General features: G+C 65.9%; 24 protein-coding genes and 1 pseudogene. 9 read left to right on the top strand and 16 right to left on the bottom strand.

Annotated features, from left to right (window positions below; translation table 11 throughout):
- Genes phnL through BKM74_RS08505 form a run of 3 tightly spaced genes read left to right on the top strand, consistent with a single transcriptional unit; the run spans position 1 to position 2,452 of the window.
- A complete protein-coding gene (phnL, locus tag BKM74_RS08515) occupies positions 1 to 714 on the top strand; it encodes a phosphonate C-P lyase system protein PhnL (RefSeq protein ID WP_086465276.1) in 714 nt (237 codons plus the stop codon).
- Positions 714 to 1,859 (top strand): alpha-D-ribose 1-methylphosphonate 5-triphosphate diphosphatase, encoded by a 1,146-nt coding sequence (locus BKM74_RS08510; RefSeq protein ID WP_086465275.1) that lies wholly within the window; start codon positions 714 to 716, stop codon positions 1,857 to 1,859. Before phnL ends, BKM74_RS08510 begins: the two co-directional genes overlap by 1 nt.
- A 23-nt stretch (positions 1,860 to 1,882) precedes the next feature.
- Complete coding sequence (locus tag BKM74_RS08505; RefSeq protein WP_217895456.1) at positions 1,883 to 2,452, top strand: phosphonate degradation HD-domain oxygenase; 570 nt, start codon at positions 1,883 to 1,885, stop codon at positions 2,450 to 2,452.
- A 9-nt stretch (positions 2,453 to 2,461) separates the two neighbouring features.
- Here the strand turns inward: BKM74_RS08505 and phnN are convergent, their stop codons facing one another.
- A complete protein-coding gene (phnN, locus tag BKM74_RS08500) occupies positions 2,462 to 3,013 on the bottom strand; it encodes a phosphonate metabolism protein/1,5-bisphosphokinase (PRPP-forming) PhnN (RefSeq protein WP_086465273.1) in 552 nt (183 codons plus the stop codon).
- Positions 3,006 to 4,262, bottom strand: coding sequence for an MFS transporter (locus BKM74_RS08495; RefSeq protein ID WP_245825874.1), 1,257 nt, complete (start codon positions 4,260 to 4,262; stop codon positions 3,006 to 3,008). Before BKM74_RS08495 ends, phnN begins: the two co-directional genes overlap by 8 nt.
- Before the next feature lie 189 nt (positions 4,263 to 4,451).
- On the opposite strand from BKM74_RS08495, the gene BKM74_RS08490 reads away from it, so the two are divergent.
- The gene (locus BKM74_RS08490) at positions 4,452 to 5,555 is read left to right on the top strand and encodes a M14 family metallopeptidase (protein ID WP_086465271.1); all 1,104 of its coding nucleotides are present in this window, start codon (positions 4,452 to 4,454) and stop codon (positions 5,553 to 5,555) included.
- Positions 5,556 to 5,722: 167 nt separating this feature from the next.
- Here BKM74_RS08490 and BKM74_RS08485 read toward each other — a convergent pair whose 3' ends face one another.
- From BKM74_RS08485 to BKM74_RS08455, 7 genes are all read right to left on the bottom strand, one after another.
- Positions 5,723 to 6,835, bottom strand: a complete 1,113-nt coding sequence (locus BKM74_RS08485) for an NADH:flavin oxidoreductase/NADH oxidase (RefSeq protein WP_086465270.1) — start codon at positions 6,833 to 6,835, stop codon at positions 5,723 to 5,725.
- 103 nt (positions 6,836 to 6,938) lie between these two features.
- A complete protein-coding gene (locus BKM74_RS08480) occupies positions 6,939 to 7,655 on the bottom strand; it encodes a nitroreductase (RefSeq protein ID WP_086465269.1) in 717 nt (238 codons plus the stop codon).
- On the bottom strand, positions 7,652 to 8,398 hold the full coding sequence (locus tag BKM74_RS08475; RefSeq protein WP_086465268.1) for a FadR/GntR family transcriptional regulator: 747 nt from the start codon (positions 8,396 to 8,398) through the stop codon (positions 7,652 to 7,654). The genes BKM74_RS08480 and BKM74_RS08475 overlap by 4 nt, the downstream gene beginning before the upstream one ends.
- 4 nt (positions 8,399 to 8,402) lie before the next feature.
- Positions 8,403 to 9,173, bottom strand: coding sequence for an SDR family NAD(P)-dependent oxidoreductase (locus tag BKM74_RS08470; protein WP_086465267.1), 771 nt, complete (start codon positions 9,171 to 9,173; stop codon positions 8,403 to 8,405).
- Positions 9,170 to 10,351: an acyl-CoA dehydrogenase family protein gene (locus BKM74_RS08465; RefSeq protein WP_086465266.1), complete on the bottom strand. Its 1,182-nt coding sequence runs from the start codon at positions 10,349 to 10,351 to the stop codon at positions 9,170 to 9,172. Before BKM74_RS08465 ends, BKM74_RS08470 begins: the two co-directional genes overlap by 4 nt.
- Before the next feature lie 11 nt (positions 10,352 to 10,362).
- Positions 10,363 to 11,439, bottom strand: a complete 1,077-nt coding sequence (locus BKM74_RS08460) for a phosphotransferase family protein (RefSeq protein WP_086465265.1) — start codon at positions 11,437 to 11,439, stop codon at positions 10,363 to 10,365.
- A gap of 253 nt (positions 11,440 to 11,692) precedes the next feature.
- Positions 11,693 to 12,193, bottom strand: a complete 501-nt coding sequence (locus BKM74_RS08455; RefSeq protein WP_086465264.1) for a host attachment protein — start codon at positions 12,191 to 12,193, stop codon at positions 11,693 to 11,695.
- A gap of 139 nt (positions 12,194 to 12,332) precedes the next feature.
- Between BKM74_RS08455 and BKM74_RS08450 the strand changes: the two genes are divergently transcribed.
- Positions 12,333 to 13,097, top strand: a complete 765-nt coding sequence (locus BKM74_RS08450) for an SDR family NAD(P)-dependent oxidoreductase (protein ID WP_086465263.1) — start codon at positions 12,333 to 12,335, stop codon at positions 13,095 to 13,097.
- Here the strand turns inward: BKM74_RS08450 and BKM74_RS08445 are convergent, their stop codons facing one another.
- The 4 genes from BKM74_RS08445 to BKM74_RS08430 form a co-directional block, all read right to left on the bottom strand.
- Entirely contained in the window at positions 13,098 to 13,997 is a 900-nt protein-coding gene (locus BKM74_RS08445) for an NAD(P)-dependent oxidoreductase (RefSeq protein ID WP_086465262.1), read from the bottom strand.
- 208 nt (positions 13,998 to 14,205) lie between these two features.
- Complete coding sequence (locus BKM74_RS08440; RefSeq protein ID WP_086465261.1) at positions 14,206 to 15,618, bottom strand: efflux transporter outer membrane subunit; 1,413 nt, start codon at positions 15,616 to 15,618, stop codon at positions 14,206 to 14,208.
- Positions 15,611 to 18,769 carry an efflux RND transporter permease subunit gene (locus BKM74_RS08435; protein WP_086465260.1) on the bottom strand — a complete coding sequence of 1,053 codons (3,159 nt, stop codon included), beginning with the start codon at positions 18,767 to 18,769 and terminating at the stop codon, positions 15,611 to 15,613. The genes BKM74_RS08440 and BKM74_RS08435 overlap by 8 nt, the downstream gene beginning before the upstream one ends.
- Before the next feature lie 24 nt (positions 18,770 to 18,793).
- Positions 18,794 to 19,960, bottom strand: coding sequence for an efflux RND transporter periplasmic adaptor subunit (locus BKM74_RS08430; RefSeq protein WP_086465259.1), 1,167 nt, complete (start codon positions 19,958 to 19,960; stop codon positions 18,794 to 18,796).
- A 208-nt stretch (positions 19,961 to 20,168) separates the two neighbouring features.
- Between BKM74_RS08430 and BKM74_RS08425 the strand changes: the two genes are divergently transcribed.
- Positions 20,169 to 20,801: a TetR family transcriptional regulator gene (locus BKM74_RS08425; RefSeq protein ID WP_086465258.1), complete on the top strand. Its 633-nt coding sequence runs from the start codon at positions 20,169 to 20,171 to the stop codon at positions 20,799 to 20,801.
- Between the two features lie 12 nt (positions 20,802 to 20,813).
- On the opposite strand, the gene BKM74_RS08420 is transcribed toward BKM74_RS08425, so the two are convergent.
- Complete coding sequence (locus BKM74_RS08420) at positions 20,814 to 21,401, bottom strand: hypothetical protein (protein ID WP_086465257.1); 588 nt, start codon at positions 21,399 to 21,401, stop codon at positions 20,814 to 20,816.
- 62 nt (positions 21,402 to 21,463) lie between these two features.
- Positions 21,464 to 22,024 carry a LysE family translocator gene (locus BKM74_RS08415; protein ID WP_245825889.1) on the bottom strand — a complete coding sequence of 187 codons (561 nt, stop codon included), beginning with the start codon at positions 22,022 to 22,024 and terminating at the stop codon, positions 21,464 to 21,466.
- Positions 22,025 to 22,135: 111 nt separating this feature from the next.
- Between BKM74_RS08415 and BKM74_RS18960 the strand changes: the two are divergent.
- The 3 genes and pseudogenes from BKM74_RS18960 to BKM74_RS08405 form a co-directional block, all read left to right on the top strand.
- Positions 22,136 to 22,543 (top strand): annotated as a pseudogene (locus BKM74_RS18960) (AraC family ligand binding domain-containing protein); the annotation flags it as partial.
- Entirely contained in the window at positions 22,440 to 23,027 is a 588-nt protein-coding gene (locus tag BKM74_RS18955) for a helix-turn-helix domain-containing protein (protein WP_407668683.1), read from the top strand. The pseudogene BKM74_RS18960 and the gene BKM74_RS18955, both read left to right, overlap by 104 nt.
- A 90-nt stretch (positions 23,028 to 23,117) precedes the next feature.
- On the top strand, positions 23,118 to 24,098 hold the full coding sequence (locus BKM74_RS08405) for an SMP-30/gluconolactonase/LRE family protein (protein ID WP_086465507.1): 981 nt from the start codon (positions 23,118 to 23,120) through the stop codon (positions 24,096 to 24,098).
- A 27-nt stretch (positions 24,099 to 24,125) separates the two neighbouring features.
- On the opposite strand, the gene BKM74_RS08400 is transcribed toward BKM74_RS08405, so the two are convergent.
- Entirely contained in the window at positions 24,126 to 24,611 is a 486-nt protein-coding gene (locus BKM74_RS08400; protein WP_086465255.1) for an RNA pyrophosphohydrolase, read from the bottom strand.
- Positions 24,612 to 24,641 lie beyond the last annotated feature (30 nt).

Genomic DNA, 24,641 nt, shown 5'->3' with positions numbered 1-24,641 from the left:
ATGACCCATAATGAAAAGACCATCATCGCGGTCGAAGATCTGGGCAAGAGCTTCACCCTGCACATGCAGGGGGCGACGCACATCCCGGTCCTGTCGGATGTCAGCTTCTCTGTCGAGGCCGGCGACTGCCTGGTGCTGGACGGCCCGTCGGGGGCCGGCAAGTCCAGCCTGATGCGCTGCCTCTACGCCAATTACCTGCCGCAGCGGGGCCAGGTGCTGATCCGCCATGATGGCGCGCTTGTGGACATCACCCACGCCGAACCGCGCACCATTCTGGACATCCGGCGCCGCAGCCTGGGCTATGTCAGCCAGTTCCTGCGTGTCATCCCGCGCGTGCCGACGCTGGAACTGGTGATGGAGCCGCTGCTGACCCTCGGTGTGGCGGAAGAAGCGGCGCGCGAGCGTGCCGGCACCATCCTCGCCCGGTTGCGCATCCCGGAGCGGATGTGGCATCTGCCGCCCGGCACCTTCTCCGGCGGCGAGCAGCAGCGCGTGAACATCGCCCGAGTCATGGTGGTGGAGTATCCCGCATTGCTGCTGGACGAGCCGACCGCCTCGCTGGATGCCGACAACCGCCAGACCGTCGTCGAACTTGTAACAGAAGCGTGCGCGCGCGGCGCCGCGATTGTCGGTATCTTCCACGATGCGGCGGTACGCGAAGCGCTCGCCACCCGCACCCTGACCATAACCTCCAGCGACAAAGTGGCTGCCTGATGAGTGCCGAGACGATCCTGACCAATGCCCGCATCGTGCTTGCCGATTCCGTGCTGGAAAGCGGCACGCTGCTGGTGCGCGACGGGCTTATCGTGGAAATCGCGGAGGGAAGCAGCCAGGCCGCCGGCGCCATCGACCTGGAGGGCGATTACCTGCTGCCCGGCCTGATCGAACTGCACACCGACAATCTGGAAAAGCATCTGGCCCCGCGCCCCGGCGTGCGCTGGCCCGCCGTGCCGGCGCTGCTGGCGCATGACGCGCAGATCGCCGCGGCCGGTATCACCACCGTGTTCGACGCCGTGGTGCTTGGCAACACCATCGGCCAGTCCGCCCGCCTGGAGCTGCTGGATATCAGCGTCGAGGCGGTCGATGAAGCGCTTGCCGCCGGCCTGACCCGCGCCGACCACCTGCTGCATCTGCGCTGCGAAGTGGCCGATGCCATCGTGCTGGAACTGTTCGAGAAAGTGCAGGACCACCCGCTGGTCCGGCTGGTTTCGCTGATGGACCACACGCCCGGCCAGCGCCAGTTCGTCGATCTGGCGCAATACGCGCTGTACTACCAGAAGAAGCACAATGTCTCCGATTCCGAGCTGCAGGCGATGATCGTCTCGACCAAGGCCAATCAGGAGAAATACGCCGACACGCACCGCCGCACCCTGGCCGCCGCCTGCCGCGAGCGCGGCATTCCCATCGCCGCGCATGATGATGCGACGCTGGCGCATGTCGAGGAATCAGCGGAGCTGGGCATCACCATCAGCGAGTTCCCGACCACGATGGAGGCCGCCGGTGCGGCGCGCGACCGCGGCATGACCACCATCATGGGCGCGCCGAACGTGGTGCGCGGCGGCTCGCATTCCGGCAACATCGCGGCGCATACGCTGGCCGAGGAAGGGCTGCTCGACGCGCTGTCCTCCGACTATGTGCCGATCAGCATGCTGCATGCCGCCTTCAAGCTGCATGGCCAGCACGGGCTGACCCTGCCGGACGCGGTCGCCACGGTCAGCCGCAACCCGGCCCGCATGCTGAAGCTCGACGACCGCGGCGAGATCGCCGCCGGCAAGCGTGCCGATCTGGTGCGCGTCGTCCAGCATCAGGGCTTGCCGCTGGTCCGCCAGGTCTGGCGCGAGGGCACGAGGATTGCCTAACCGATAAAAAAATGGGGAGCAAAATGAGTGTGCAGATGACGGCGCCGGCCGATCCGGTCGATGTGATCTTCGAGATTCTCGCGCGCAAGGGCGGTGCCGATTACGGCGGGGAGTGCGTGTCGCAGCTGCAGCACGCGCTGCAATGCGCGATGCTGGCCGAGCAGGCCGGATCACCCGCACCGCTCATCACCGCTGCCCTGCTGCACGATATCGGCCATCTGATCGATGCGCAGGCGCATCAGATGCGCGACAGCGGCCAGGATGCCCGTCACGAAGTGCAGGCCGAACGCTATCTGAAACAATGGTTCGGCCCGGACGTGACCCAGCCGGTACGGCTGCATGTCGATGCCAAGCGCTATCTCTGCGCCACCGACATCGCCTATTGGGACAGCCTCTCGGACGGCTCCAAGCACAGTCTGGAAATGCAGGGCGGACCGTTCGACCGCGCCGAGGAGCTGGAATTTATCGACCTGCCCTATGCCCGCGACGCGGTCATGCTGCGGCGCTGGGACGACATGGCGAAGCTGCGCGACGCCGTCACCCCACCGCTCGAGCATTTCCGGCAGCACGTCGCGGCATCTCTGCTGGAGTAGAAAGGCCGGCTAGACCAGCCCCCGCAGCGCCGCCACGAAAGCCGCAACGGACTCCGCGAGATCGCCGTCATTGCGGATGTCGATCACATCCGGCCCGGTCACCTTGAAAGCAGCAGCACGGGCAAGCCGGCCTTCGATCTGCGCTTCCGTTTCCCGGCCGCGCGCGCGCAGCCGGGCCGCCAGAATCTCCGGCGACACACTGATGCTGACGATAGCGACACGGCCGTATTTCCCGCGCGCCTCCTCCAGCACGCCGCGCGAGACATTCGCGATGACAATGCGGCCCGCCGCCAGATCACCCTCCACGCTTTTCGGGATGCCGTAGCCGAGATCGTGTGCGTCCCAGGACAGCGCATAGAGGCCGCCATCACGGCGCTGCTCGAAATCGGGGCGGGACACGGCAATATGGTCCTCGCCACCGGAATCGGCCGGGCGGGTGATCTCCCGCCGGGCGAAGACGAAGCGCGGATCGCCGGAAAGCGCCGCACGCGCGCCGTCCAGCAGACTGTCCTTGCCGGCCCCGGACGGGCCGACCACGAGCACCAGATATCCCTCAGCCATCGACCTGCTGCCGGCAATAGGTTTCGCGCAGCAGCATGGCGCACAGCACGCTGATGCCGCAACAGACAGGAAGGATCAGGAAGGCGGTCTGAAACGCCTCGACCGAATAGAGCCTGGCACCCTCGACCATCTGGCCGGCCCAGTTCAGGTCCAGCAGATAGCCGATCAGCGGCTGGAAGATCGCGCCGCTGCCGACCACGCAGGTGTTGACCAGACCGTAGGCCGCACCGCTGGAGCGCAGCGCATTCAGCTCCCGCGCGGATGCAAAGGTCAGCACCATGCAGGCCGAGGCAAAGCCGTTCAGGAACAGCAGCACCGTCACCAGCAGCAATGACAGGCCCGGCAGATACAGGATCGCCGTCAGGGTCAGCATGGAGAGCGCCGTGCCGACGATCAGCAGCGGCTTGCGGCGCTCCATCCGGTCGGACAGCCAGCCCAGCGCGATGGCGCCGACACCCCAGCCCAGAAAGCTGGTCGCCAGCGTCGAGGCGGAAGTCGCCCGGTCAATATCATAGGCTGCCGTCATATAGGGCACGGCCCACAGGCCGGTGAAGGACAGCATCGGCGCGGTCATGAACATGCCGAGCAGTGCGGCGTACCAGCTCTGCCGGTTTGCCATCACCCGCTTCAGCCCACCCATGATGGTGCCGCTGCCGCTGCCGGCATAGGGCTTGTCGCGCGCCACCAGCCACAGCGCCAGCGCCAGCGCAAGGCCGGTGAAGCCGATGCCGAGCATGGCATCGCGCCAGCCGATCACGCCGACCAGCGCCGCCAGCGGCGCCTGCCCCAAGATTCCGCCACCGGTGCCGGCGAACTGGCTGATGCCCGACAGCATGGCGAAGCGCGAGGGCGGCAGCCATTGCGTCGCCAGCGTCAGCGCCCCGACCCAGGAGAAGGCGCAGCCGATACCGATCATCAGCCGCCCGGCATAGGCGACCTCCACCGTCGGCGCCAGGCCGAACACGATGCTGCCCAGCGCCACCGTCGCGATGGCGCCGGTCATCAGCCGGCGCGGGCCGATGCGGTCGAGCAGGATGCCGACCGGCAGCTGCAGGCTGGCATAGGCGTAGAAATAAAATGCGGAAAGATGGCCGAGGATGGCGCCGCCGACCGCGAAATCGCGCATCAGTTCGGTCACCATGACGCTGGGCGAGACGCGCAGGATGAAGGCGTAGCAGAAGAAGGCCGACCCCAGCATCCAGGCGGCATAGGCGCGGAAGCTGGGCCGATCCAGGCTGGTTTCGTTCACCGTCACGCTTCCCCCGTCCCAACGGAACCGTGCGCACTTAGCCCGCGCCTCTTGCCCCGGTCAAGCGTCCCGGGCTGGCAGCGGCCTTGCACCCGGCGCATCGCTGGCCCGCTGACGAGCCCTTGCCCGCATGGCATCTCTCGCGCAGGCTAGGCGATCCTTTCCAATAGCCCTGTCAAGAAGGTCGCCATGGATATCCTGACCGCCGTCCGTCACTGTTTCTCCGCCGACTATGCCGAGGCGCGCGAGAAGTTCCGCCATCACTGCCGCGCCTATGGCGTGGAACCGAAGGCCTATGTGAACCCCAATCGCGGGCCGCTGGGCGAGGAGCTGACGACGGACGCCGCCTGGTTCGGCCCGAAGGACGCGAAGAAGGTGCTGGTCACCATTGCCGGCACGCATGGCGTGGAAGGCTTCACCGGGTCGGGCGGTCAGATCGACTGGCTGTGTTCCGGCGGTCCGCTGACCCTGCCGGAAGGCGTGGCCGCGCTGCATATCCACGCGATCAACCCGCATGGCTTCGCCTGGCTGCGCCGCGTCACCGAGGAAGGCGTGGATCTGAACCGCAACCATGTCGATTTCTCCAAGCCGCTGCCGGAGAATGCCGGCTATGACGAGCTGGCCGATGCGCTGCTGCCGGCTGAGCTGTCCGGCCCGGTGTTCGAGCAGGCCGAGGCGAAGATCGCCGCCTACAAGGAAAAGCACGGGCTGTGGAAATTCTCCGAGGCGCGCGGCGGCGGCCAGTACAAACACCCGACCGGCTTCTTCTTCGGCGGCTTCGGCCCGACCTGGTCACGCCAGACGACCGAGAAGATCGTCGCCGATTTCGGCGTGAAGAATGCCAATCTGGTCTGCGTCATCGATTATCACACCGGCCTCGGCCCGTTCGGCTATGGCGAGCCGATCTGCAACCATCCGGTTGACGGTGTGGCGGTGAATCGCGGCAAGGCCTGGTTCGGCCAGTCGGTGACGGAGCCCTTGCTCGGCACCTCCTCCTCCACCGCCAAGTCCGGCCTCAGCGAATTCGGCTGGGAATTCCTGCTGGGCGAGAAGGTCACCTTCGTCGCGCTGGAATACGGCACCTACACGCCGGAGGAAGGCCGCCGCGCGCTGCGCGAGGATCACTGGCTGCACGCCTACACCAATGTGGACTGGAACGATCCGGAGACGAAGCGCATCAAGGCGCAGATCCGTCGCCAGTACTATCCCGACACGCCGGACTGGAAGGAGATGGTGCTGTACCGCAGCCGCCAGATCCTGCGCCAGGCGCAGGACGGGCTGGCGGCCTCGTAGGGGCTGTCAGACATTTTTTCATCGTCACCCTCGGGCTTGACCCGAGGGTCCAGAGGTCCGTGCAGTTTGCTCGGTCAATGGATGGTTGGATCAAGTCCAACCATGACGAGAGAGAAAACAAACCGACAGGGGCATGCCCTACCGGTTGGATTCCGGGCAACAGTTCCCTACTTCCGCGCCCGGCCGGGAAAGACATGCGGCCAGGTCTCCGGCTTGGAACGCAGATACTGCGGCGGGTAATAGGGCGTCTCCGCGCCCAGCGCCTCGGCGGCGTGCCAGGCCCAGCGCGGGTTGTAGAGGAAGGAGCGTGCCAGGGCGACCATGTCCGCCTTGCCGCTCTCGATGATCTCCTCCGCCTGTTTCGGCTCGGTGATCATGCCGACGGCCATGGTGGCGATGCCGGTCCGGGCCTTCACCTCGGCGGCGAAACCGACCTGATAGGACGGACCGACCTTGATGCGCTGCTGCGGCACCACGCCGCCGCTGGAGACGACGACATAGTCGGCCCCCGCCTCCTTCAGCGCGCCGGCGTACTTCACCGCATCCTCGACATTCCAGCCGCCCTCTTCCACCCAGTCGCTGCCGGGGATACGCACGCCCATCGGCTTGTCCGCCGGCCAGGCCCGGCGCATCGCCTCGAAAGTTTCCAGCGGAAAGCGGATGCGGTTCTCGAAGGAGCCGCCATAGCGGTCATCGCGGTTGTTCACCAGCGGCGACAGGAAGACATTGCCGAGATAGCCATGCGCGTTGTGGAACTCGATCAGCTCCACGCCCAGCCGGGCGGAGCGCAGCGTCGCCTGCACGAAGGCGTCCTTCAGCCGCGCCAGCTCCGCCGCGTCGGCCATCTTCGGTGCCGGCCAGTCGTCATAACCCTCGGCGGTGGAGGATACCGTCTCCCACGGGTCCTCGTCCGGCCCCAGCGCCTTGCCGCCGTTCCAGGGATGATGCACCGACCCCTTGCGGCCGGAATGGGCGAGCTGCACGCCGAACGGCGTCTGGCCGTGCCGGTTGCAGAAGGCGATGACACGCGCCAGCGCATCCTCATTATCGTCGGAATAGAGACCAAGGCAGCCATGGGTGATGCGGCCGCGCCGCTCCACCGCGATGGCCTCGCTGATCAACAGCCCGGCGCCGGACAGCGACAGCTGGCCCAGATGCGCCAGATGCCAGTCGGTGGCACTGCCATCAGCGGCGCTGTACTGGCACATCGGCGAGACGGCGATGCGGTTGGGCAGCGTCAGGCCGCGCAACTCGATGGGCGAGAAAAGCACGCTTGCCATTCAGAACACTCCAAATGTCGGGATAAGGATATGCAATCAGGATAGAGGCGGACGGGAAAGGGCGAAACCTGCGGCAGCGAAAGTCACTCTTTCGCTAAAGGCATCACCAGCCGTGAAACCGGGCAAAGCCGGAGACCGGCTCGCGCTCGGTGCGCAGCGTATTCACCAGCGCCGACTTGTCCTCATAGCCCAGCGCGATACCGCACAGGATCATCTCCTCGTCGGGGATCGACAGGTGGCGGCGCACCACCGGGTGATAGGTCGCCAGCGCCGCCTGCGGACAGCTGTGCAGCCCATGCCCGCGTGCAGCGATCATGATGTTCTCCAGGAACATGCCGTAATCCAGCCAACTGCCCTTCTCCAGCTTGCGATCAATGGAGAAGAACAGCCCGACCGGCGCGCCGAACAGCGTGTAGTTCAGCCCATGCTGGTGGTGCATCCTCTCCTTGTCGGCCTTGCCGATGCCGAGCAGCCCGTACATGTCCCAGCCGACCTTGCGGCGGCGCGACAGGTAAGGCTCGTACCATTGCGTCGGGTAATATTCATATTCCCGGTCGGTGGTGTTCTCCGGGTCGTCATGGGCGGCCAGCATGTCGCGCACCAGCGCCGCCAGCGCCTCGCCCGTTACCGCCTGCACCTTCCAGGGCTGGGTATTGGTGCCGCTGGGCGCGCGCGCCGCGACCTCCAGGATATGCTCGACCAGCTCACGCGGCACCGGCGTCGGCAGGAACGCGCGCACCGACCGACGGCTGGTGATGGCCTCGTCCACGCTGGGCGGCAGATCGGCTTCAGGCGGGTAGGAAAATCGGGGATCGGTCACTTTGTCTTCTCCTGTCCGGTTGGCAGCGAGATGGGGGCGGCAAGGTCCAACCCCATCCGCTCGAAGCCGCGCTTGAAATCCATGATGTGGCGTTCCATCCAGCGCCGCGCCTCGGCGGCATCGCCGGCGCGGATCGCCTCGAAGATGGCGGTGTGCGCCGTCAGCAGCCGCTCCGGTGCGGCCGGCAGGCCGCTGATGACAGCCTCGAAGGCGGGGTAGAACAGCCGCCCCAGCGCGTCGCGCGACAGCAGCAGCGCGCGGTTGCCCGAGGCTTCCGCGACCAGCGCGTGAAAATCGATATCCAGCCGGGTGACATTTTGCCGGTCCGCCAGCACCGCCCGCGTCTCGTTCAGGTTGGCCGCCAGCGCGGCGATCTGCGCCGGTGTCGCGTTGGCCGCCGCCAGCTCCGCCGCCATCGGCTCCAGCGCCATCATGGTCTCCCACAACTCGCGGAAAGTGACCGCGTGCATCACCATGGCGTTGCTCATGCGCTGCGCCAGCGCCGAGGTCTCCGGCCGGGCGACGAACAGCCGCCGGCCCTCCTCGCGCCGCACCAGCCCGCTTTCCTCCAGCAGGCGAATGCCCTCGCGCACGGTGGAGCGGTTCACCGCGAACTGTGTGGCGAACTCGGTCTCGGTCGGCAGCTTGTCGCCGGGCTTCAGCCGGCCTTCCAGGATTTCACGCTCGACGGCGTCGGCCAGCAGGCGGTAGCCGGGCGCGCGATCGAGCCGGGCAAAGCTCATCGCCTCAGCCCGCCGTCCAGCCGCCATCGACCAGCACGGTCGATCCGGTGACATAGCTGGCCGCGTCGGAGGCCAGGAACACGGCGGCGCCCCCCACCTCCGCCACCGTGCCGAACCGGCCCATCGGCGTGCGCGCCAGCAGCTTCGGGCCGATATGCTTGTGCGTGAGGACGGCATTGGTCAGGTCGGTGGTGATGAAGCCATAGGCGATGGCGTTCACCCGCACCCCCTGCTCCGCCCAGTCCAGCGCCAGCGCCTTGGTCAACTGTTCGACGCCGCCCTTGGTCGCGCAATAGGGCACCTGGCGCTTCAGGCCGACATGGCCGGCAATCGAGCTGATGTTGATGATCGAGCCGCGCGCGTGCGCCAGCATCGCCGCCCCGATGATGCGGCAGCCGAGAAACACCCCGGTCAGATTCACATCGACGATATGCTGCCATTCCGCCGGATCGGTGCGCTCCATCGGCGCGTAATGCGGGTCGATGCCGGCATTGTTCACCAGAATGTCGATATGGCCATGTTCGGCCAGCACCGCATCGCGCAGTGCCGCGACCTCCGCCTCGACCGTTACGTCGCAGCCATGCCAGCTTGCCGTGCCGCCCGCCTTGGCGATGGCCTCGGCGGTGGCCTTGAGATTTTCTTCGTTGCGGCTGGCCAGCGCCACGATGGCGCCATGCTGGGCCAGCGCCTCGGCAATGGCGCGGCCGATGCCGCGCCCGCCGCCGGTGACGATGGCGGTCTTGCCGGTCAGATCGAACAGGCTGTCCTTGCTCATTTCCGGTTCGCCCTCATCAAGCGTTTCGCGATGGCCCAGCGATGCACTTCGGACGGGCCGTCATAGATACGGAAGCCCCTGATCTCGCGGAACAGCTGCTCCACCACCGTGTCGCGGCTCATGCCCCTGCCACCCAGCACCTGCACGCAGCGGTCGGCGATGCGGAACAGCGCCTCCGACACAGCAACCTTGGACATGCTGGATTCGTGGCGGGCATGTTCGCCCTGGTCCAGCAGCCAGGCGGTGTGCCAGATCATCAGCCGGGCCTGCTGGATCTCGATCTCGTTGTCGGCCAGCATGAAACCCACCCCCTCATGCTCGCCGATCGGCTTGCCGAAGGCGCGGCGCTCGCGGGCATAGGCGATGGCAATCTCCTGCGCCCGCGTCGCCCCGCCCAGCCAGCGCATGCAATGGGTCAGCCGCGCCGGGGCCAGCCGCACCTGGGCATAGCGGAAACCCTCGCCGACCTCGCCCAGCACCGATTCCGGCCCAACATGCAGCCCGTCATAGACGATCTCGCCATGGCCGCCGGTGAAGCTGGAATCCATCGTGTCCATCAGCCGTTCCAGGATCACGCCCTCCGCCGGCAGCGGCGACAGGAACATGGTCGGGCCTTCCTTGTTACCCGGATCGACCACATTGGCCATGATGATGGTGAAGCCCGCGCCATCGGCGCCGGTGATCAGCCATTTCCGGCCATGGATACTGTAGCCGCCCTTGCCGTCAGGCCGTGCCTCGGTCTTCATCTCGCTGGGATCGGCGCCGGCGCCCATCGGTTCGGTCATGGCGAAGCAGGAGCGGCAGTCGCCGCTAGCCAGCGGGTGCAGGTATTTCTCCTTCTGCGCCGGCGTCGCCACCTTCTCCAGCAGGTGCATGTTGCCCTCGTCCGGCGCGGCGCAATGCAGCGCCACGGGGCCGAGGGGAGAACGCCCCGCAGCCTCGAACACGATGGCACAATCGACATGGCCGAGGCCCATGCCGCCGTACTCCGCCGAGACATGCGGCGCGAACAGGCCGGCCTCTTTGGCGAGCGCGTTCAGCTCCACCCGCAAATCGTCGGTCGGGCCGTGGCTGGTGCGGCGCTTGTCCGTCTCGAAAGGGATCACCGTGCCGTCGATGAAGGCGGTCACCCGCTCCTTCAGTTCCTTCTGCCGATCCGTCAGCGCGAAATCGATCATTGTCCTCCCCCTTAGAACGCTTTTCCGCGTGCGATATCCCAGCCGAATTCGATCAGCCCGTCAGCCAGCGTGCCGAAATCGGCGAAACGCCTGTCTTTCGTGCCACCCTCGCGCCAGCGCCGGTTCAGCTGCAGGAAGATGCCGGCCAGCCGCAGCATGCCGAGCACCCGGTAATAGAGCATGTCGGAGACGTCGCGCCCGCTGATCGCACCATAGCCGGTGACCAGCTCGTGGCGCTTCGGGAAGCCGGGACCGGCGGTCGGCATCTGCTTCAGTTCGTGCATTGCCGGCGGGTCGCCTGCTTCCGTCCAGTAGGCCAGCATGATGGCGAGGTCGAACAGCGGATCGCCGCGCGTCGCCATGTCCCAGTCCAGCACGGCGATGGGATCGAGCGTCTGCGGGTTCAGGATCACATTGTCGAGCTTGAAGTCGTTATGCAGCAGGGTGACGGCGGAGGACGGCACCTTCTGGCCTTCCAGCCAGGCCACCAGCTCCGCGAACGCCTTGGTCGGCTGGTGCGGCGCCGGCCCTTCCATGGCGAGGCGGCAGCGCTTCACCCAGCCGGCCAGCGTGCGTTCCAGGAATCCCTCCGGCTTGCCGAACTGGCCGAGGCCAATCGCCTCGGAATCGACCGCGTGAAATTCCGCCATCAGCCGCACCAGCTCGCCCCCCAGCTTGGCGCCGATCTCACGCTTCCCGGCCAGCTCCGGCGGCATCTCCGCGCCGATCACCAGCCCCTCGCGATACTCGATCAGCTGGAAGGGCGCGCCAATGACGCTCTCATCGCCGCAGAAATGGATGCCTTTCGGCGCGTAGGGATAGGCCTGCCACAGCACCGACAGGACCGTGTGCTCGCGCTTCATGTCATTGCCGCCGGGCGGAATCGGCCCCAGCGGCGGACGGCGCAGCACCGTCTTCGCGCCATCGACCGACAGCAGGTAATTCACATTGCCGAAACCGTGGGCGAACTGGCGCACCGGCACGCCGCGGTCAAGATTCAGCCCGTGCGCGCCAAGATGCGCTGCCAGCCGGTCGAGCGGCAGGGCAAGCGCCTCCTCCACATCCTTTAGCGCGGGGCCGTTCCGCATAGACGAGCCTCATTGTCCGATTGTCGGACAAAGTTAGCAGAGGATAACAAGGCGTCAAGACATCCTGACGGGTGCTCATGCCTCACCGTTTGTTTCCGGTGTACGGTTTTCCGATCCGTCATTCCCGCACTTGTTGCGGGAATCCAGGCCTCGGCTCGCGTCGGCATCGCCAGTGTTGGCTGAACCCTGGACCCCCGCAACAAGTGCGGGGGTGGCAGTTGGAGTATGGTGAAACTTGGGGTCTAAGAGCCGTCTATTCCGGCACCGGCTGGCCCGGAAACAGATGCGCGAACACGCGCGGCTGCCGCAACCGCCGGCCGAAACCCTGCACATGCTCTCCCATATCGGCATCGCCGACCCAGGAAAGGTCCTTGTTCACGACGCCGATCAAACGGTCGCGCGCCGTCTTGCCCAGTGCCGCCCGGATCTCCCGTGCGGCACGGGCCGGTGCCACAAGAACGAAGCTGGCGAACTTGTCCTTCTTCGCCGCCTCCTCGACATGGCCGCCAAGCTGATGCGCGAAACGCAGCTTTTCCTTGTCCTTGGGATCGACATGAGGTTCGGCGGCGGATCGGCCCGAATTCGCGCTTTCCTGCACACGGGTCGGCTTGTCACGCCCCAGCTTGGCACCGGGCAGTCGGGCCTTGTCGTTCTTCAGCTGGGTGACCAGCTTCAGGCCGCTCTTTTCCACTTCATTGGCGAAAATCCGCGCCTGCGCGCCATCGGCGATGACGAACCACATGGTCTTGCTCATGCCTTTTCTCCCTTTGAGTCACGAAGCTCAATCAGCACCACTTATATATGGCGATGCAAAGGCAGCAGGTGCAGATCGCTGGTCAATTCGCCGCGGTCCTTTGCTAAAGTCACGCGCGGCGAAACGAGAGAGGTTCATCATGTCGGGCGATATCCAGCGCGTCTATCTGGTGACCGGGGCCGGCAGCGGCATCGGGGCTGCGGTCTGCCGGCGGCTGGCGGGACCGGGCATCGGCCTGCTGGTGCATACCGGATCGAAACGCGACAAGGCGGTGGCCGTGGCCGAGGAGTGTGCGGCGAAGGGTGCCGTCTGCCATGTGGCGCTGGGCGACATGGCGACACCGGAAACGGCGGCGATGCTGGTTGCGGACTGCCAGAAGCATTTCGGCCGGCTGGACGGGCTGATCGCCAATGCCGGCTTCGCCGACCGCCGCACATTGCAGGAGCTGGACGAGGACGGCCTCGACCGCTCGCTCGATGTCATCCTGCGCGGCAGCTTCCTCCTCGCCAAGGCAGCGCATCCGCTACTGGCGCAGTCGCCGGCGGGGCGGATCGTCACCGTCAGCTCCTTCGTCGCCCATGTGTTCCGGCTGGATGGCGACGCCTTCACGGCCTCCGCCGCCGCCAAGGGCGGGCTGGAGGCGCTGACCCGCTCGCTCGCCGCGCAGTTCGCCCCACAGGGCATCACGGTGAACGCGGTAGTGCCGGGCTATGTGCAGAAGGATGCCGTCTCCGGCCATTCCTCGCTGGACGACAGCCGCTGGAAACAGGCCATCGCGCGCATCCCGCTGGGCCGGCTGGGGCGGCCCGACGACGTCGCGGCGATGATCAGCCTGCTGGCCGGGCCGGACGGCAGCTACATCACCGGCCAGGCAATCCATGTCGATGGCGGGCTGACGCTTTAGTTATCCTTTACCCTGGGCGTCGAGCAGCCGGATCAGCGCCGGGAAATAGGCCTTGCCGTTACCCGCTTCGCTGGAGCGCTTCAGCATGTCGCTGGCCAGCTGCGCGCCGTCCGCCACGATGCCGACATCGCGCGCGAGCTCCAGCGCGTAGCTGACATCCTTCAGCGCGTAGTCGGTGGGGAACGCCTCATCCGGGAAATTGCGCGGCAGCATCGCCTTCATGCCGTGATTGCGCAGCGCGAAACTGTCCGACGAGCCCTTGCTCATCGTCTCCAGCAGCACCTTCTCGTCGATGCCGGCCTTGCCGCCGATGGACAGCGCCTCAGCCAGCGCCACCACGGTCTGGAACAGCACCATATTGTTCATGATCTTCACGATCTGGCCGCAGCCGACCGGCCCGCACAGCGTGACCTCGCTGGCGGCATGTTCCAGCAGCGGGCGGATCGTCTCATAAGTCGCCGCGTCCGCACCGACCATGATGCTGAGCGTACCGTCTATGGCCGCCTGCCGCGTGCGCGCGACCGGGGCGTCGCAGAAGATTGCGCCCTTGGCCGCGAACTCCTCTGCCAGCGTGCGAGTCAGCCCGACCGGCGCTGTGGACATATCGACGATGACCTGGCCGGGCCGGGCCTGCGCCAGCAGCCCGTCGGACGCGCGGCAGATTGCCTCCACCTCTTTGCCACCGGGCAGCGACAGGAACAGCAGGTCGGCGGCGGCGGCAACCGTAGCAATACCGGGCGCCAGCCGCGCGCCATCGGCGGCCAGCCTTTGCAGCGGCGCGTCGTTCAGGTCGAAAACCAGGAAATCCCGGCCGCTCTTGCCCAGCATGTTGCGGCAGATCGGCTCGCCCATCACGCCAAGCCCGATGAAACCGACCGTACCCGCCTTGTCCGCACTCATACGCTTCCCTCCCCCTAGAGCCGGATCGAACGATCCGTCTCTAATCAATAAGATAGAGGGCGATTCACGCTTTAAATGCATCACTCGGATGAAGGCATTTAAAGCGATCGCACTCTAGATTTCCGGTACGGTAGCGACAGTGCGGCGGAAGTGCGAGCCTCACGCCCGCATGGCTGCTCTACGGGGCAGACCTTCTATCGGGGAGCCTCTACCGGGCAGCGGAGGCGTCTGCACTCCAGCCGCCACCCAGCGCCTTGTACAGCTCGACAGAGGCTTGCAGCCGGTCCCGCAGGGCCTCCGACTGGTCGAGTTCCGCCTGGAACAGCGTGCGCTGGGCGTCCAGCACCTCGATATAGGAGGTGTAGCCGCCATCATAGCGGTCCCTGGCCAGTTCGACGGTGCGGCGCAGCGCCTCGACCTGCCCGTCGATGGCGGTGAGCCTTTCGGTGCTGCCCTGCTGCTTCTCGAAAGCGTCCAGCACCTCGCGGAAGGCGCCGCGCACGGTCTGGCCATAGCTCACCAGCGCCTGCTGGCGGCGCGCCTCGCTGGCATCCAGATTGGCCTGGTTGCGGCCGAAATCGAAGATCGGCGAGGTCAGGTTCGACGCCAGCCCCCAGATACCGTTGCCGGAGGTGAACAAATCGCCCAGTTCACGGCTCTGCTGGCCCAGCGTGCCGGTCAGCGCGATATTCGGATAGAATGCTGCCTTGGCGACACCGATCTGGGCATTGGCCGCGACGAGCTGCTGTTCGGCCTGCTGGATGTCTGGGCGCCGGTCAAGGATCGAGGACGGCATGAAATCCGGCACCACCGGCGGCACCGGCAGGATCTCCACCGACTGGCCACGGGCAATCGGCTCGCGCATCAGGGCGCGCGGCGTGCGGCCCAGCAATACCGACAGCGCGTTGCGCTGAAGGCCCATTTGCTGGCGCAGCGCCGGAAGCTGGGCGCGGGTCGCCGCAAGTTCCGATTCGGCCTGACGCAGCGCCAGCTCGGTCACCACGCCATTGTCATACTGCGCCTTCTGCAGCTCATAGGAATCCTGCCGCGCCTGCAGCGTGCGCTCGGCGATCTCGACCTGATGGTCCAGCGCCCGCAGGTTGAAATAACCCGAAGCGACATCGGCGGCGACCGCCAGCCGCACCGTATCCTGCGCCGCCTGGCTGGCGAGCAGATCGGCCCGCGCCGCCTCGTCCGCGCGGGCGAGCCGGCCCCAGAGATCGAGCTCGTAGCTGAGCACACCGGCAACACGCAGGCTGTTCACCGGGTTCGGCGTCGCCGCGGTGGTGAAGTCGTCGCTGGAACGCTCGCGCTGGGCACCGGCCTCGGCGCTCAGCGTCGGCAGCCGGTTGGCACGGGCGAAGCCGGCCAGTGCCCGGGCCTCTGCAACACGCGCCGCCGCCAGAGCGATGTCGGAATTGGCGGCCAGCGCCTCCTCCACCAGATCGGAGAGCGCCTGATCGCCATAGCTGCGCCACCAATAGGGATCGACCTGGGAAGCGACGACGACCGTGCCGCCCCATTGCTGCGGCATGTCGATATCAGGGCGAAGATAATCGGGCCCCACGGAGCAGCCCGCCAGCAGCGCGGCAAGACCGGCGGCAAGAAGGGAGTTACGCATCGGCGGGCTTCTCCTGGCTGCTGGGCTTTTCATGTTTGGGCGTATCCTTGCGCCGACGCTCGGTCAGCTGCGAAACTATCTTGTAGAAGGTGGGGATCAGGAAGATCGCGAGGAAGGTCGCGGCCAACATGCCGCCGATCACGCCGGTGCCGATGGAATGACGGCTGGCCGACCCCGCGCCGGTGCTGATCGCCAGCGGCACGCAGCCCAGAATGAAGGCCAGCGAGGTCATGACGATCGGCCGGAAACGCAGCCGCGCGCCTTCCAGTGCCGCCGCCTCGATGGACAGGCCCTCCTTGCGCTTCAGCACGGCGAACTCGACGATCAGGATGGCGTTCTTCGCCGCCAGCCCGATCAGGGTGATCAGGCCGATCTGGAAATACACGTCGTTCTCCAGACCGCGCAGCCAGATCGCCAGGATCGCACCGAACACGCCGAAGGGAACCGCCAGCAGCACCGCAATCGGCAGCGACCAACGCTCGTACTGCGCCGCCAGGATCAGGAACACCATCACCAGGCCGAACACAAAGGCAATGCCGGCCGTGCCCGCCGTGGTCCGTTCCTGATAAGCCGAACCGGTCCAGGCAATGGCATAGTCGGTGCCGAACAGCTCGGTCGCCAGTTCCTCCATCACGTCGAGCGACTGACCGGAGCTATACCCCGGCGCCGGCCCGCCCAGGATCTTGGCGGCCGCGAAGATGTTGAAGCGTTCGATCAGGTCGGGACCGATCTCCCGCTTGATCTTCAGCAGCGCATCCAGCGGGATCATGCTGCCATCGCCGGACCGCACGAAGATGTGGCGCAGATCGTCCGGCTTCTCCCGGAACCGCGCCTCGGAAGAAAGATTCACGCGATAGCTGCGCCCATACAGCGTGAAATCGTTGACATAGAGCGTGCCCATCGTGCTCTGCATCGCATCGAAGATGTCCGGCAGCGGCACGCCGAGCGCCTCCGCCTTCTCGCGATCGACCGTCACCTTGTACTGCGGTACGGAAGTGGAGAAAGTCGTGCTCACGCCCTGCAGTTCAGGACGCTGGCTGGCGGCCTGCACCAGCTTGTTCGCGGCCTCGGCGAGCTTCACGCTGCCGGCCCCGGTGCGATCCTGCAGATACATCTCGAATCCGCCGGTCATCGAGATGCCGGTGATCGGCGGCGGGTTGAAGGCCAGCACGACGGCGTCACGGATCTGGCTGCCCATACCGATGAAGGTGCCGACCAGATTGCGTGCGTCATTCTGCGGCTCGGTCCGCTCCGACCAGTCCTTCAGCGGCACGAAGGCCACGCCAGCGCTGGTCTTCAGGATGCCGCCGGACAGAATATCGAAGCCCGCAAAGCTGACCACATTCTGTACCGCCGGATGGTTCAGCACGTCGCTGCTCACCCGGTCCATAACCTTTGTGGCGCGGTCCAGCGAGGCGGCGGGCGGCAGGATGGCGACGACCATCACATAGCCCTGATCTTCGGCCGGCACCAACGAGCCCGGCACTTTCTCAAACAAATGGTAGGTGACGCCGAGGACGGCAGCGAACACCAGCACCGCCATGAAGCTGCGCTTCAGGAAAAACCGCACGCCCGCCGCATAGCCGTCGGTCAGTTTCTCGAAGACGCGGTTGAACCAGCGGAAGGGCGCCAGCGGCTCGGAATGCGTTGGCTTCAGGAAAACCGCGCACAGCGCAGGCGACAGGGTCAGCGCCACGATGCCGGAGATCAGCACCGAAACGGCGATGGTGATGGCGAACTGCTTGTACATCTCGCCGGCAAGGCCGCCCAGAAAGCCGACCGGAATGAACACCGCGCTCAGGACCAGGACGATGGCGATGACCGGACCGCTCACCTCCTCCATCGCCTTCAGCGCCGCGTCGTGCGGGCTGAGCTTGTGCTGCGTCATGTTGCGCTCGACATTCTCCAGCACGACGATGGCGTCATCGACCACGATGCCGATGGCCAGCACCATGCCGAACAGCGTCAGCAGGTTGATCGAGAACCCCAGCAGATACATGCCGATGAAGGCGCCGATCAGCGAGATCGGCACGGCCAGCAGCGGGATGATTGTCGCCCGCACATTCTGCAGGAACAGATACACGACCAGGATCACCAGCACGATGGCTTCCAGGAAGGTCTTGATCACCTCCTCGATCGATACTTCAACGAATTTCGTGGTGTCGAAGGGAATGCCGTATTCGATGCCGTCGGGAAAGCGCTGTTGCAGCTCCGCCATCTTGGCGCGCACCGACGCGGTCACATCCAGCGCATTGGCGCCGGGCTGCAGGAAGATGCCGATGGCAATCGCCGGTTCGCCATCGCGGCTGGCGTTGAAGGAATATTCCTGCGCGCCGAGTTCGATACGCGCGACATCCTTCAGCCGGAGACTGGCGCCGTTCTCGTCCGAGCGCAGGATGATGTTGCCATACTCCTCCGGTTCGACCAGCCGGCCCGGCGCGACGACGGAATAGGTGTAGGGCTGCGGATCAACCATCGGCGCCTGGCCGAACTGGCCGGCTGCGAACTGCGAATTCTGCTCGCGAATGGCGGCCGCCACGTCGCTGGGCGTCATATCATACTGCGCCAGCTTGTCCGGGCTCAGCCAGACGCGCATCGAATAATCCTTGGCGCCGAAAATCTGCGCGTCGCCGACGCCGTTGATGCGGCGCAGCTCGTCGATGACGTTCAACAGCGCGTAATTCGACACATAGACCGGATCGTAGCGCCCGCCCGGCGAGGACATGGTGATGACCTGCAGGATGGAGCTGGAGCGCTTGGTCACGTTCACGCCCAGACGCCGCACCTCTTCCGGCAGCCTGGACAGCACCGCCTGCACCCGGTTGTTCACATCGATGGTCGCCTGGTCGGGATCGGTACCGATCTCGAAGGTGACGGTCAGCGTGAGCGACCCGCTGTTGGACGCCGAGGAACGCATATAGATCATCCCCGGCACGCCGTTGATGTTCTGCTCCAGCGGCGCGGCCACCGTATCCGCGATCACCTGAGCGTTGGCGCCGGGATAGCTCGCCGACACCACCACGTCGGGCGGCACGATGTCGGGATATTGCGCAATCGGCAGGGAGCGCATGGCAGCCAGGCCGGCCAGCACGATCACGATGGACAGGACCGTCGCGAAGACCGGCCTGTTGATGAAGAAGCGCGAGATCATGAAATTCGTCCTAACACTTGCCGGCTAGCGGTTGCCGGCCTGGGCCTGCTGCTTCTGCCCATCCGGCTTCTGCTCGCCCGGCTTCTGCTCTACAGGGCGCACCGGCTGGTTCGGGCGCACCTTGATGACACCCTCGATGATCACCTTGTCGCCGCTCTTCAGGCCGTCGCGGACCAGCCAGCGGTCCTCAATGGCCCTACCGATCTGGATTGGCCGCGGCTTGGCGACATTCTCGCCATCCACGACATAGACCATCATGCCCTGCGGCCCCTGCAGCACGGCCGCCTGCGGCACCGTCACGGCGTTGCGCAGCACCATGCCCTTCACCATGACGCGCACGAACTGCCCCGGCATGAGATCGCGGTTAGGGTTCGACACGACGGCACGGTTGCGGATCGTGCCGGTGTTCTGATCGATGGTGCTGTCGGTGAAATCGACATAGCCGGCATCGGTCATCAGACTGCCATCCGACAGCTTCAGATCGACCATCAGCCGCCCATCGTCCGGCAGGGTGAGAGCCCCGCTTTCCTGCATGTTGCGAATCTGCAGCGACTCGGCATCCGGCACAGCGAAATTCACATAGACCGGGTCGAGCTGGCTGATCCGCGTCAACAGGCTGGAATCCTGTCCGGTACCGACCAGGCTGCCTTCGGACACAGCTTCCTGGCTGGTGACGCCGCTGATCGGCGCTTCGACGCGGGTATAGTCCAGATTGATCCTGGCTGTACGCACTTCCGCCCTGGCGCCGGCGACAGTTGCCTTCGCCAGTTCCAGCGTGGACAAGGCGGAATCGCGCTCGCGCGCGCTGACCGCATTGCGTTCGAACAGCGACGCGATGCGCTTCCATTCGCGCTCCGCCTGGGCGAGGGTCGCCTGCTGCTGCTGGAGCATCGCTTCCGCCTGCGCCAGCGCCGCCTCATAGGGGGCGGGGTCGATGAGGAACAGCAGGTCGCCCTGCTTCACCAACTCGCCCTCGGTGTAGGTGCGCTCCATCAGGATGCCGGAGACGCGGGCGCGCACCTCGATCTCGCGCGATCCGGCGACCCGGCCGGCATATTCGTAGGAGACGGGAATATCCTTCGTCTCAATGGTCGTCAGCAGCACCTCGGGTGGCGGCGGCGCGGCGGGCGCACCGCCATTCGCCGACTTCTGCTCCTCGCAGGCCGTAACGGAAAGACCGAGAGCAACCATGCCGGCCGCAATCGTGAAAAGACGAAAGGAGCGTCCTAGCGTCCCCTGCATGGTTCACCTGCTTCGATTAACAATATGATTTCTGGCTTCGCAACCCGCCGCCACACAAGCTGCGCGCGAAGTTTATGCGGAAATGATTGCATTTGCTACGGCGGGCAATATATACATTCTTGGATGTATGTAAAGGCGTAAGAAAGAAAAAAACACGATGGTGCGGAGGACGAAGGAAGAGGCGGAACAGACCCGCGACCAGATTCTGGACGCGGCGGAAAACCTGTTCTACGAGCACGGCGTGGCCCACACCTCGCTGGAGCAGATCGCCCGCGCGGCCGGCGTAACGCGCGGCGCGGTCTATTGGCATTTCCGCAACAAGATCGACCTGTTCGAGGCGATGCAGCAACGCACCCGCCTGCCGCAGGAAGATGTGCTGGAGGAGCTGGCGGAGAACGGATCCGACGACCCGCTGGAGGCGCTGCGCGATTCCTGCAAGGGCGCACTGGTCACCATCGCACGGGACGAACAGCGCCGGCGTGTCTGCTGCATCATGCTGCACCGCTGCGAATATGTGGAAGAGATGGGCGAGCCCGGCATGCGCCAGCTGCGCAACAAGGAACATATGATCGCGCTGCTGATCCGCGTGTTCGAGACGGCGCAGAAGCTGGGTACGCTGGCGCCGCGCTGGACCCCGCTGACCGCGGGGCTGGGGCTGCACGGCCTGATGCACGGGCTGATCAGCGACTGGGTGAACGGCAGCATCCCCCACGATCTGGCGGAGTACGGCCCGCCCTGCGTGGACGGCTTCTTCGAGGCATTGATCGCCCGGCCAGCGAAGGCAGCCTAGGCGTCCCTCTCCCTATCCAACCGATTTCGCCATCACCATGGCATAGAGCATGGCGAAGGACAGCAGCAGGTTGAACCGACCGGCCAGCAGCGCCGTGCGAGCCGCGCGTTGCTTCTGCGCCGGTTCCGCCGGCACGATCCCCAGCGCCTTCTTCTGGCAGGGCCAGATCACCACCCAGACATTGGCGGCCATGACCAGTGCCATCCACATGCCGATGCCAATCATGGTGTGGCGCGGGCCGGAGCCATCCAGCCCCAATGTCCACAAGGCCGACAGATAGCCCGACAGCATCGCCGTCACCAGGCCCAGCAGTACGGTCGCCACCGCCGACCAGCGGAACCAGAACAGCGCCTTCGGCGCCACGAACCGGGCGATGGCAGGCCGGCTCTCCTCCGGCATCGCCGCCAATGCCGGAATCTGCACCAGGTTGAAATAATACAGCAGCCCGACCCACAGCAGCCCGGCCAGCACATGCGCCCAGCGGAAGACCCCCGCCCAGAACGCCTGGTCGAACGCTGGCGCGCCAAGGAGCACAATCAACACGGTCAGGGCCAGCCCCAGCATCAGGGTCGGGTGCAGACTGGCGAGCGGGTTCTTCATGGCGTGGTCTCCCTCAGTTGTCCGCCACCCTACAGAAGACCGGCTAAGGACGCACCGCTTCCTTAGCCGAACGCCCCCCAGAAGATTGTAACCAGCAGGATGACGGCAAAGGCGATGTTCAGCAGCCGCGAGGCCAGAGGATCGCGCAACAGGCGTGACAGCGACACCCCGGCCAGCAGCCAGACCGTATGGATGGCGACGATCAGAAGGCTGAGTATTGCCAGCTTCACCAGCGCCTCCAGCAGCGGATCGCCGACCGGCAGAGACGATCCGGCGAACACGGCACTGATCGCCAGATAGGCCTTCGGGTTGGCAATCCCCAGCAAATAACCGCCGAGGAAGGATGGCGCCCTGCCCGCCGCCTCTCCCTCCGCCGGCCGGTCGAGCGGTGGCGCGGTGGCAATCCGATAGGCGAGATAGAGGATATAGGCGAGCGACGCAGCCAGCAGGAACGGCGCCAGCTGCGGCACCGACATCAGCATGGTGACGATGCCGGCGGCCACCGCCAGCAGCACCGAGATCGTGCCCAGATTGATACCCAGCACATAGGGCAAGGACCGGCGCAACCCGAAGGCCGCCCCCACCGCCGTCACGCTGAGGGTGGAGGGGCCAGGCGTGCCCATCACCGCCAGCGCGGAGAGCAGCAGCGCCAGCAATGAAGGCCAAAGCTCAGGACCGTGGGTGAAAAGGGAAACCGACTGCGTCAGCATCGTGCATCCTGCTAGACTGTTCTGATGCAGCCCAGCATGCCGCCATCCGACAGACGCTTTCTTGAAGGCTTGTGCGCGCCGCCGCCCGGTGCTGCCCGCAAGCACGGCGAAATCACCGTCGGCGCCGGCGGCGACGGGGTCGAGCGCATCGAGGCGCGGTTCGCGGAAAAGGCCTTCTCGCCGCACCGCCATGACAGCTACGGCATCGGTGTCACCCTGGCGGGCGTGCAGAGCTTCCGCTATCGCGGCGAACAGCGGCACTGCCTGCCCGGCCAGTGCCTGATCCTGCACCCGGACGAGCTGCATGATGGCGAGCCGGGCACCGAGGATGGCTTCCGCTACCGCATCATCTATATCGACCCGGCGCTGGTACAGCAGGCGCTGGACGGAAGCCCCCTGCCCTTCGTCGCCGACCCCGTGCTGCGCACGCCCGGCATCGGCGCGGCGCTGCTGGCCGACGCGCTGGACATGGAAGATGCGGTGGATGAGCTGCGCCGCGTGGATATCGGCACGGGACTGGCCCGCCTGCTGCGAGTGGCATCTGGGGCAGCATCGGGTGCAGATCGCACCGGTACCGGCCTGCTCGACCTGCCGGCGCTGCTGCGGGTGCGCGAACGGATCGCCGCCGACCCCCGCCGGCCGCCATTCCGCCGCCGCGCTGGAGCGCCTGTCCGGCCTCGACCGCTGGACGCTCGCCCGGCAGTTCCGCGCCGCCTTCGGCACCAGCCCCAGCCGCTTCCGCACCATGCGCCAGCTCGACCGGGCGCGGCGGCTGATAACGGCTGGCACACCGCTGGCCGAAGTGGCGCTGGAGGCCGGATTCGCCGACCAGAGCCATCTCTCGCGCCAGTTCAAGCGCGCCTATGGCATGACGCCGGCCCGGTGGCGGACGGCACTGGACCGGTCCACCGCATGACTATCAGGAGGATGACTCCCGCATCGCAACACCCTAGGCTGGTGGAATATCAAAGAAAGCCCGCAAAGGGCCCGCATGCAGGAGGATTTCATGAGCGACCATAGGGGCGAGACGCCGCTTTCCGCCGGCTGGCGCGATCATCCGCGCTATCCAGATCCCGCCATCCACACGCTCGATCCGCGCTTCGAGAAATACCGCATCTTCAGCGCGGCGGTGGAACGGCTCCATACCGGCTGCCGCTGGTCGGAAGGGCCGGTCTGGTTCGGCGACGGGCACTACCTGCTGTGGAGTGATATCCCCAACAACCGCATCCTGAAATGGGAGGAGGAGACCGGCCAGGTCTCGACCTACCGTCGCCCCACCGACTTCGCCAACGGCCATACCCGCGACCGGCAGGGAAGGCTCGTCACCTGCGAGCATGGCGGGCGGCGCGTCACCCGCACGGAATATGACGGCAGCCTCACCGTGCTGATGGACAGCTGGCAGGGCAAGAAGCTGAACTCGCCTAACGATGTGGTGGTGAAGTCCGACGGTTCGATCTGGTTCACCGATCCGCCCTTCGGCATCCATGGTAATTACGAGGGCAACAAGGCGGAACCGGAAGTCCCGCAGGCGGTCTATCGCATCGACGGCCAGACCGGCCAGGCCAGCATCGTCGCCGACGATGTGCTCGGGCCGAACGGGCTGTGCTTCTCACCGGACGAGAAAATCCTCTACATCGTCGAATCGCGTGGCCAGCCCTACCGCAAGATCCTGGCCTATGATGTGACGGCGGACGGGACAGCTATCCGCAACAAGCGCGTCTTCGTCGATGCCGGGCCGGGCGGCACACCGGACGGCATGCGCTGCGACGTGGACGGCAATATCTGGGCCGGCTGGGGCATGGGCACGGCGGAACTGGACGGCGTCATGGTGTTCGCGCCCGACGGCACCCCAATCGGCCGCATCGCCCTGCCGGAACGCTGCGCCAATGTCTGCTTCGGCGGATTGAAGCGCAACCGGCTGTTCATGGCGGCCAGCCAGTCACTCTACGCGCTCTATGTGAACACGCAGGGCGTGCCCGGAGGGTGAAAAGATGAGGGTAAGTTCTAGCCGGCCCTAACCCGCTATGCGCAGGGAGGGCGGAATCTTCGCCAGCATCTCGTCGAGCACCTGTTGGTACAGCGCCCGCTTGAACGGCACGATCAGCGACGGCACGGTCGCCGAAGGCGCCCATTTCCAGTCCATGAATTCCGGATGCTCGGTTGCGATGTTGATGTCGGCATCGCTGCCGAGATAGCGCAGCGCGTACCATTTCTGCCGCTGCCCGACATAGCGTCCGCCCCACAGCCTGTCGCGCAACCCCTCCGGCAGGTCATAGCGGTACCAGTCATCGCTCTCGGCCAGCACTTCCGCCTTGTCGGTGCCGATCTCCTCGCGCATTTCGCGGAACAGCGCGGTGGCCGGGTCCTCGCCCTCGTCGATGCCGCCCTGCGGCATTTGCCAGGCCTCGCTCGGCATATCGATGCGCCGGGCCACGAAGATGCGGCCGTCATGGTTGATCAGCATGATGCCCACACCGGGGCGGTAGAGATGGTCGCTCACGCGCGTCTTCTTTCGCTTTTTAGAGAAGAA

This window comes from Oceanibaculum nanhaiense (assembly GCF_002148795.1).
In the GTDB taxonomy this organism is placed as follows: domain Bacteria; phylum Pseudomonadota; class Alphaproteobacteria; order Oceanibaculales; family Oceanibaculaceae; genus Oceanibaculum; species Oceanibaculum nanhaiense.
The sequence above is the reverse complement of the archived record's forward strand: the minus strand, read 5'-3'. Positions and strand labels throughout refer to the sequence as shown.

What these genes read in the sequence shown, in the direction of transcription:
- phnL (WP_086465276.1), top strand. Translation starts at nt 1, where the DNA reads ATGACCCATAATGAAAAGACCATCATCGCGGTCGAAGATCTGGGCAAG.
- BKM74_RS08510 (WP_086465275.1), top strand. Translation starts at nt 714, where the DNA reads ATGAGTGCCGAGACGATCCTGACCAATGCCCGCATCGTGCTTGCCGAT.
- BKM74_RS08505 (WP_217895456.1), top strand. Translation starts at nt 1,883, where the DNA reads ATGAGTGTGCAGATGACGGCGCCGGCCGATCCGGTCGATGTGATCTTC.
- phnN (WP_086465273.1), bottom strand. Translation starts at nt 3,013, where the DNA reads ATGGCTGAGGGATATCTGGTGCTCGTGGTCGGCCCGTCCGGGGCCGGC.
- BKM74_RS08490 (WP_086465271.1), top strand. Translation starts at nt 4,452, where the DNA reads ATGGATATCCTGACCGCCGTCCGTCACTGTTTCTCCGCCGACTATGCC.
- BKM74_RS08485 (WP_086465270.1), bottom strand. Translation starts at nt 6,835, where the DNA reads ATGGCAAGCGTGCTTTTCTCGCCCATCGAGTTGCGCGGCCTGACGCTG.
- BKM74_RS08475 (WP_086465268.1), bottom strand. Translation starts at nt 8,398, where the DNA reads ATGAGCTTTGCCCGGCTCGATCGCGCGCCCGGCTACCGCCTGCTGGCC.
- BKM74_RS08470 (WP_086465267.1), bottom strand. Translation starts at nt 9,173, where the DNA reads ATGAGCAAGGACAGCCTGTTCGATCTGACCGGCAAGACCGCCATCGTC.
- BKM74_RS08465 (WP_086465266.1), bottom strand. Translation starts at nt 10,351, where the DNA reads ATGATCGATTTCGCGCTGACGGATCGGCAGAAGGAACTGAAGGAGCGG.
- BKM74_RS08460 (WP_086465265.1), bottom strand. Translation starts at nt 11,439, where the DNA reads ATGCGGAACGGCCCCGCGCTAAAGGATGTGGAGGAGGCGCTTGCCCTG.
- BKM74_RS08455 (WP_086465264.1), bottom strand. Translation starts at nt 12,193, where the DNA reads ATGAGCAAGACCATGTGGTTCGTCATCGCCGATGGCGCGCAGGCGCGG.
- BKM74_RS08450 (WP_086465263.1), top strand. Translation starts at nt 12,333, where the DNA reads ATGTCGGGCGATATCCAGCGCGTCTATCTGGTGACCGGGGCCGGCAGC.
- BKM74_RS08445 (WP_086465262.1), bottom strand. Translation starts at nt 13,997, where the DNA reads ATGAGTGCGGACAAGGCGGGTACGGTCGGTTTCATCGGGCTTGGCGTG.
- BKM74_RS08440 (WP_086465261.1), bottom strand. Translation starts at nt 15,618, where the DNA reads ATGCGTAACTCCCTTCTTGCCGCCGGTCTTGCCGCGCTGCTGGCGGGC.
- BKM74_RS08435 (WP_086465260.1), bottom strand. Translation starts at nt 18,769, where the DNA reads ATGATCTCGCGCTTCTTCATCAACAGGCCGGTCTTCGCGACGGTCCTG.
- BKM74_RS08430 (WP_086465259.1), bottom strand. Translation starts at nt 19,960, where the DNA reads ATGGTTGCTCTCGGTCTTTCCGTTACGGCCTGCGAGGAGCAGAAGTCG.
- BKM74_RS08425 (WP_086465258.1), top strand. Translation starts at nt 20,169, where the DNA reads ATGGTGCGGAGGACGAAGGAAGAGGCGGAACAGACCCGCGACCAGATT.
- BKM74_RS08420 (WP_086465257.1), bottom strand. Translation starts at nt 21,401, where the DNA reads ATGAAGAACCCGCTCGCCAGTCTGCACCCGACCCTGATGCTGGGGCTG.
- BKM74_RS08415 (WP_245825889.1), bottom strand. Translation starts at nt 22,024, where the DNA reads ATGGGCACGCCTGGCCCCTCCACCCTCAGCGTGACGGCGGTGGGGGCG.
- BKM74_RS18955 (WP_407668683.1), top strand. Translation starts at nt 22,440, where the DNA reads ATGGCTTCCGCTACCGCATCATCTATATCGACCCGGCGCTGGTACAGC.
- BKM74_RS08405 (WP_086465507.1), top strand. Translation starts at nt 23,118, where the DNA reads ATGAGCGACCATAGGGGCGAGACGCCGCTTTCCGCCGGCTGGCGCGAT.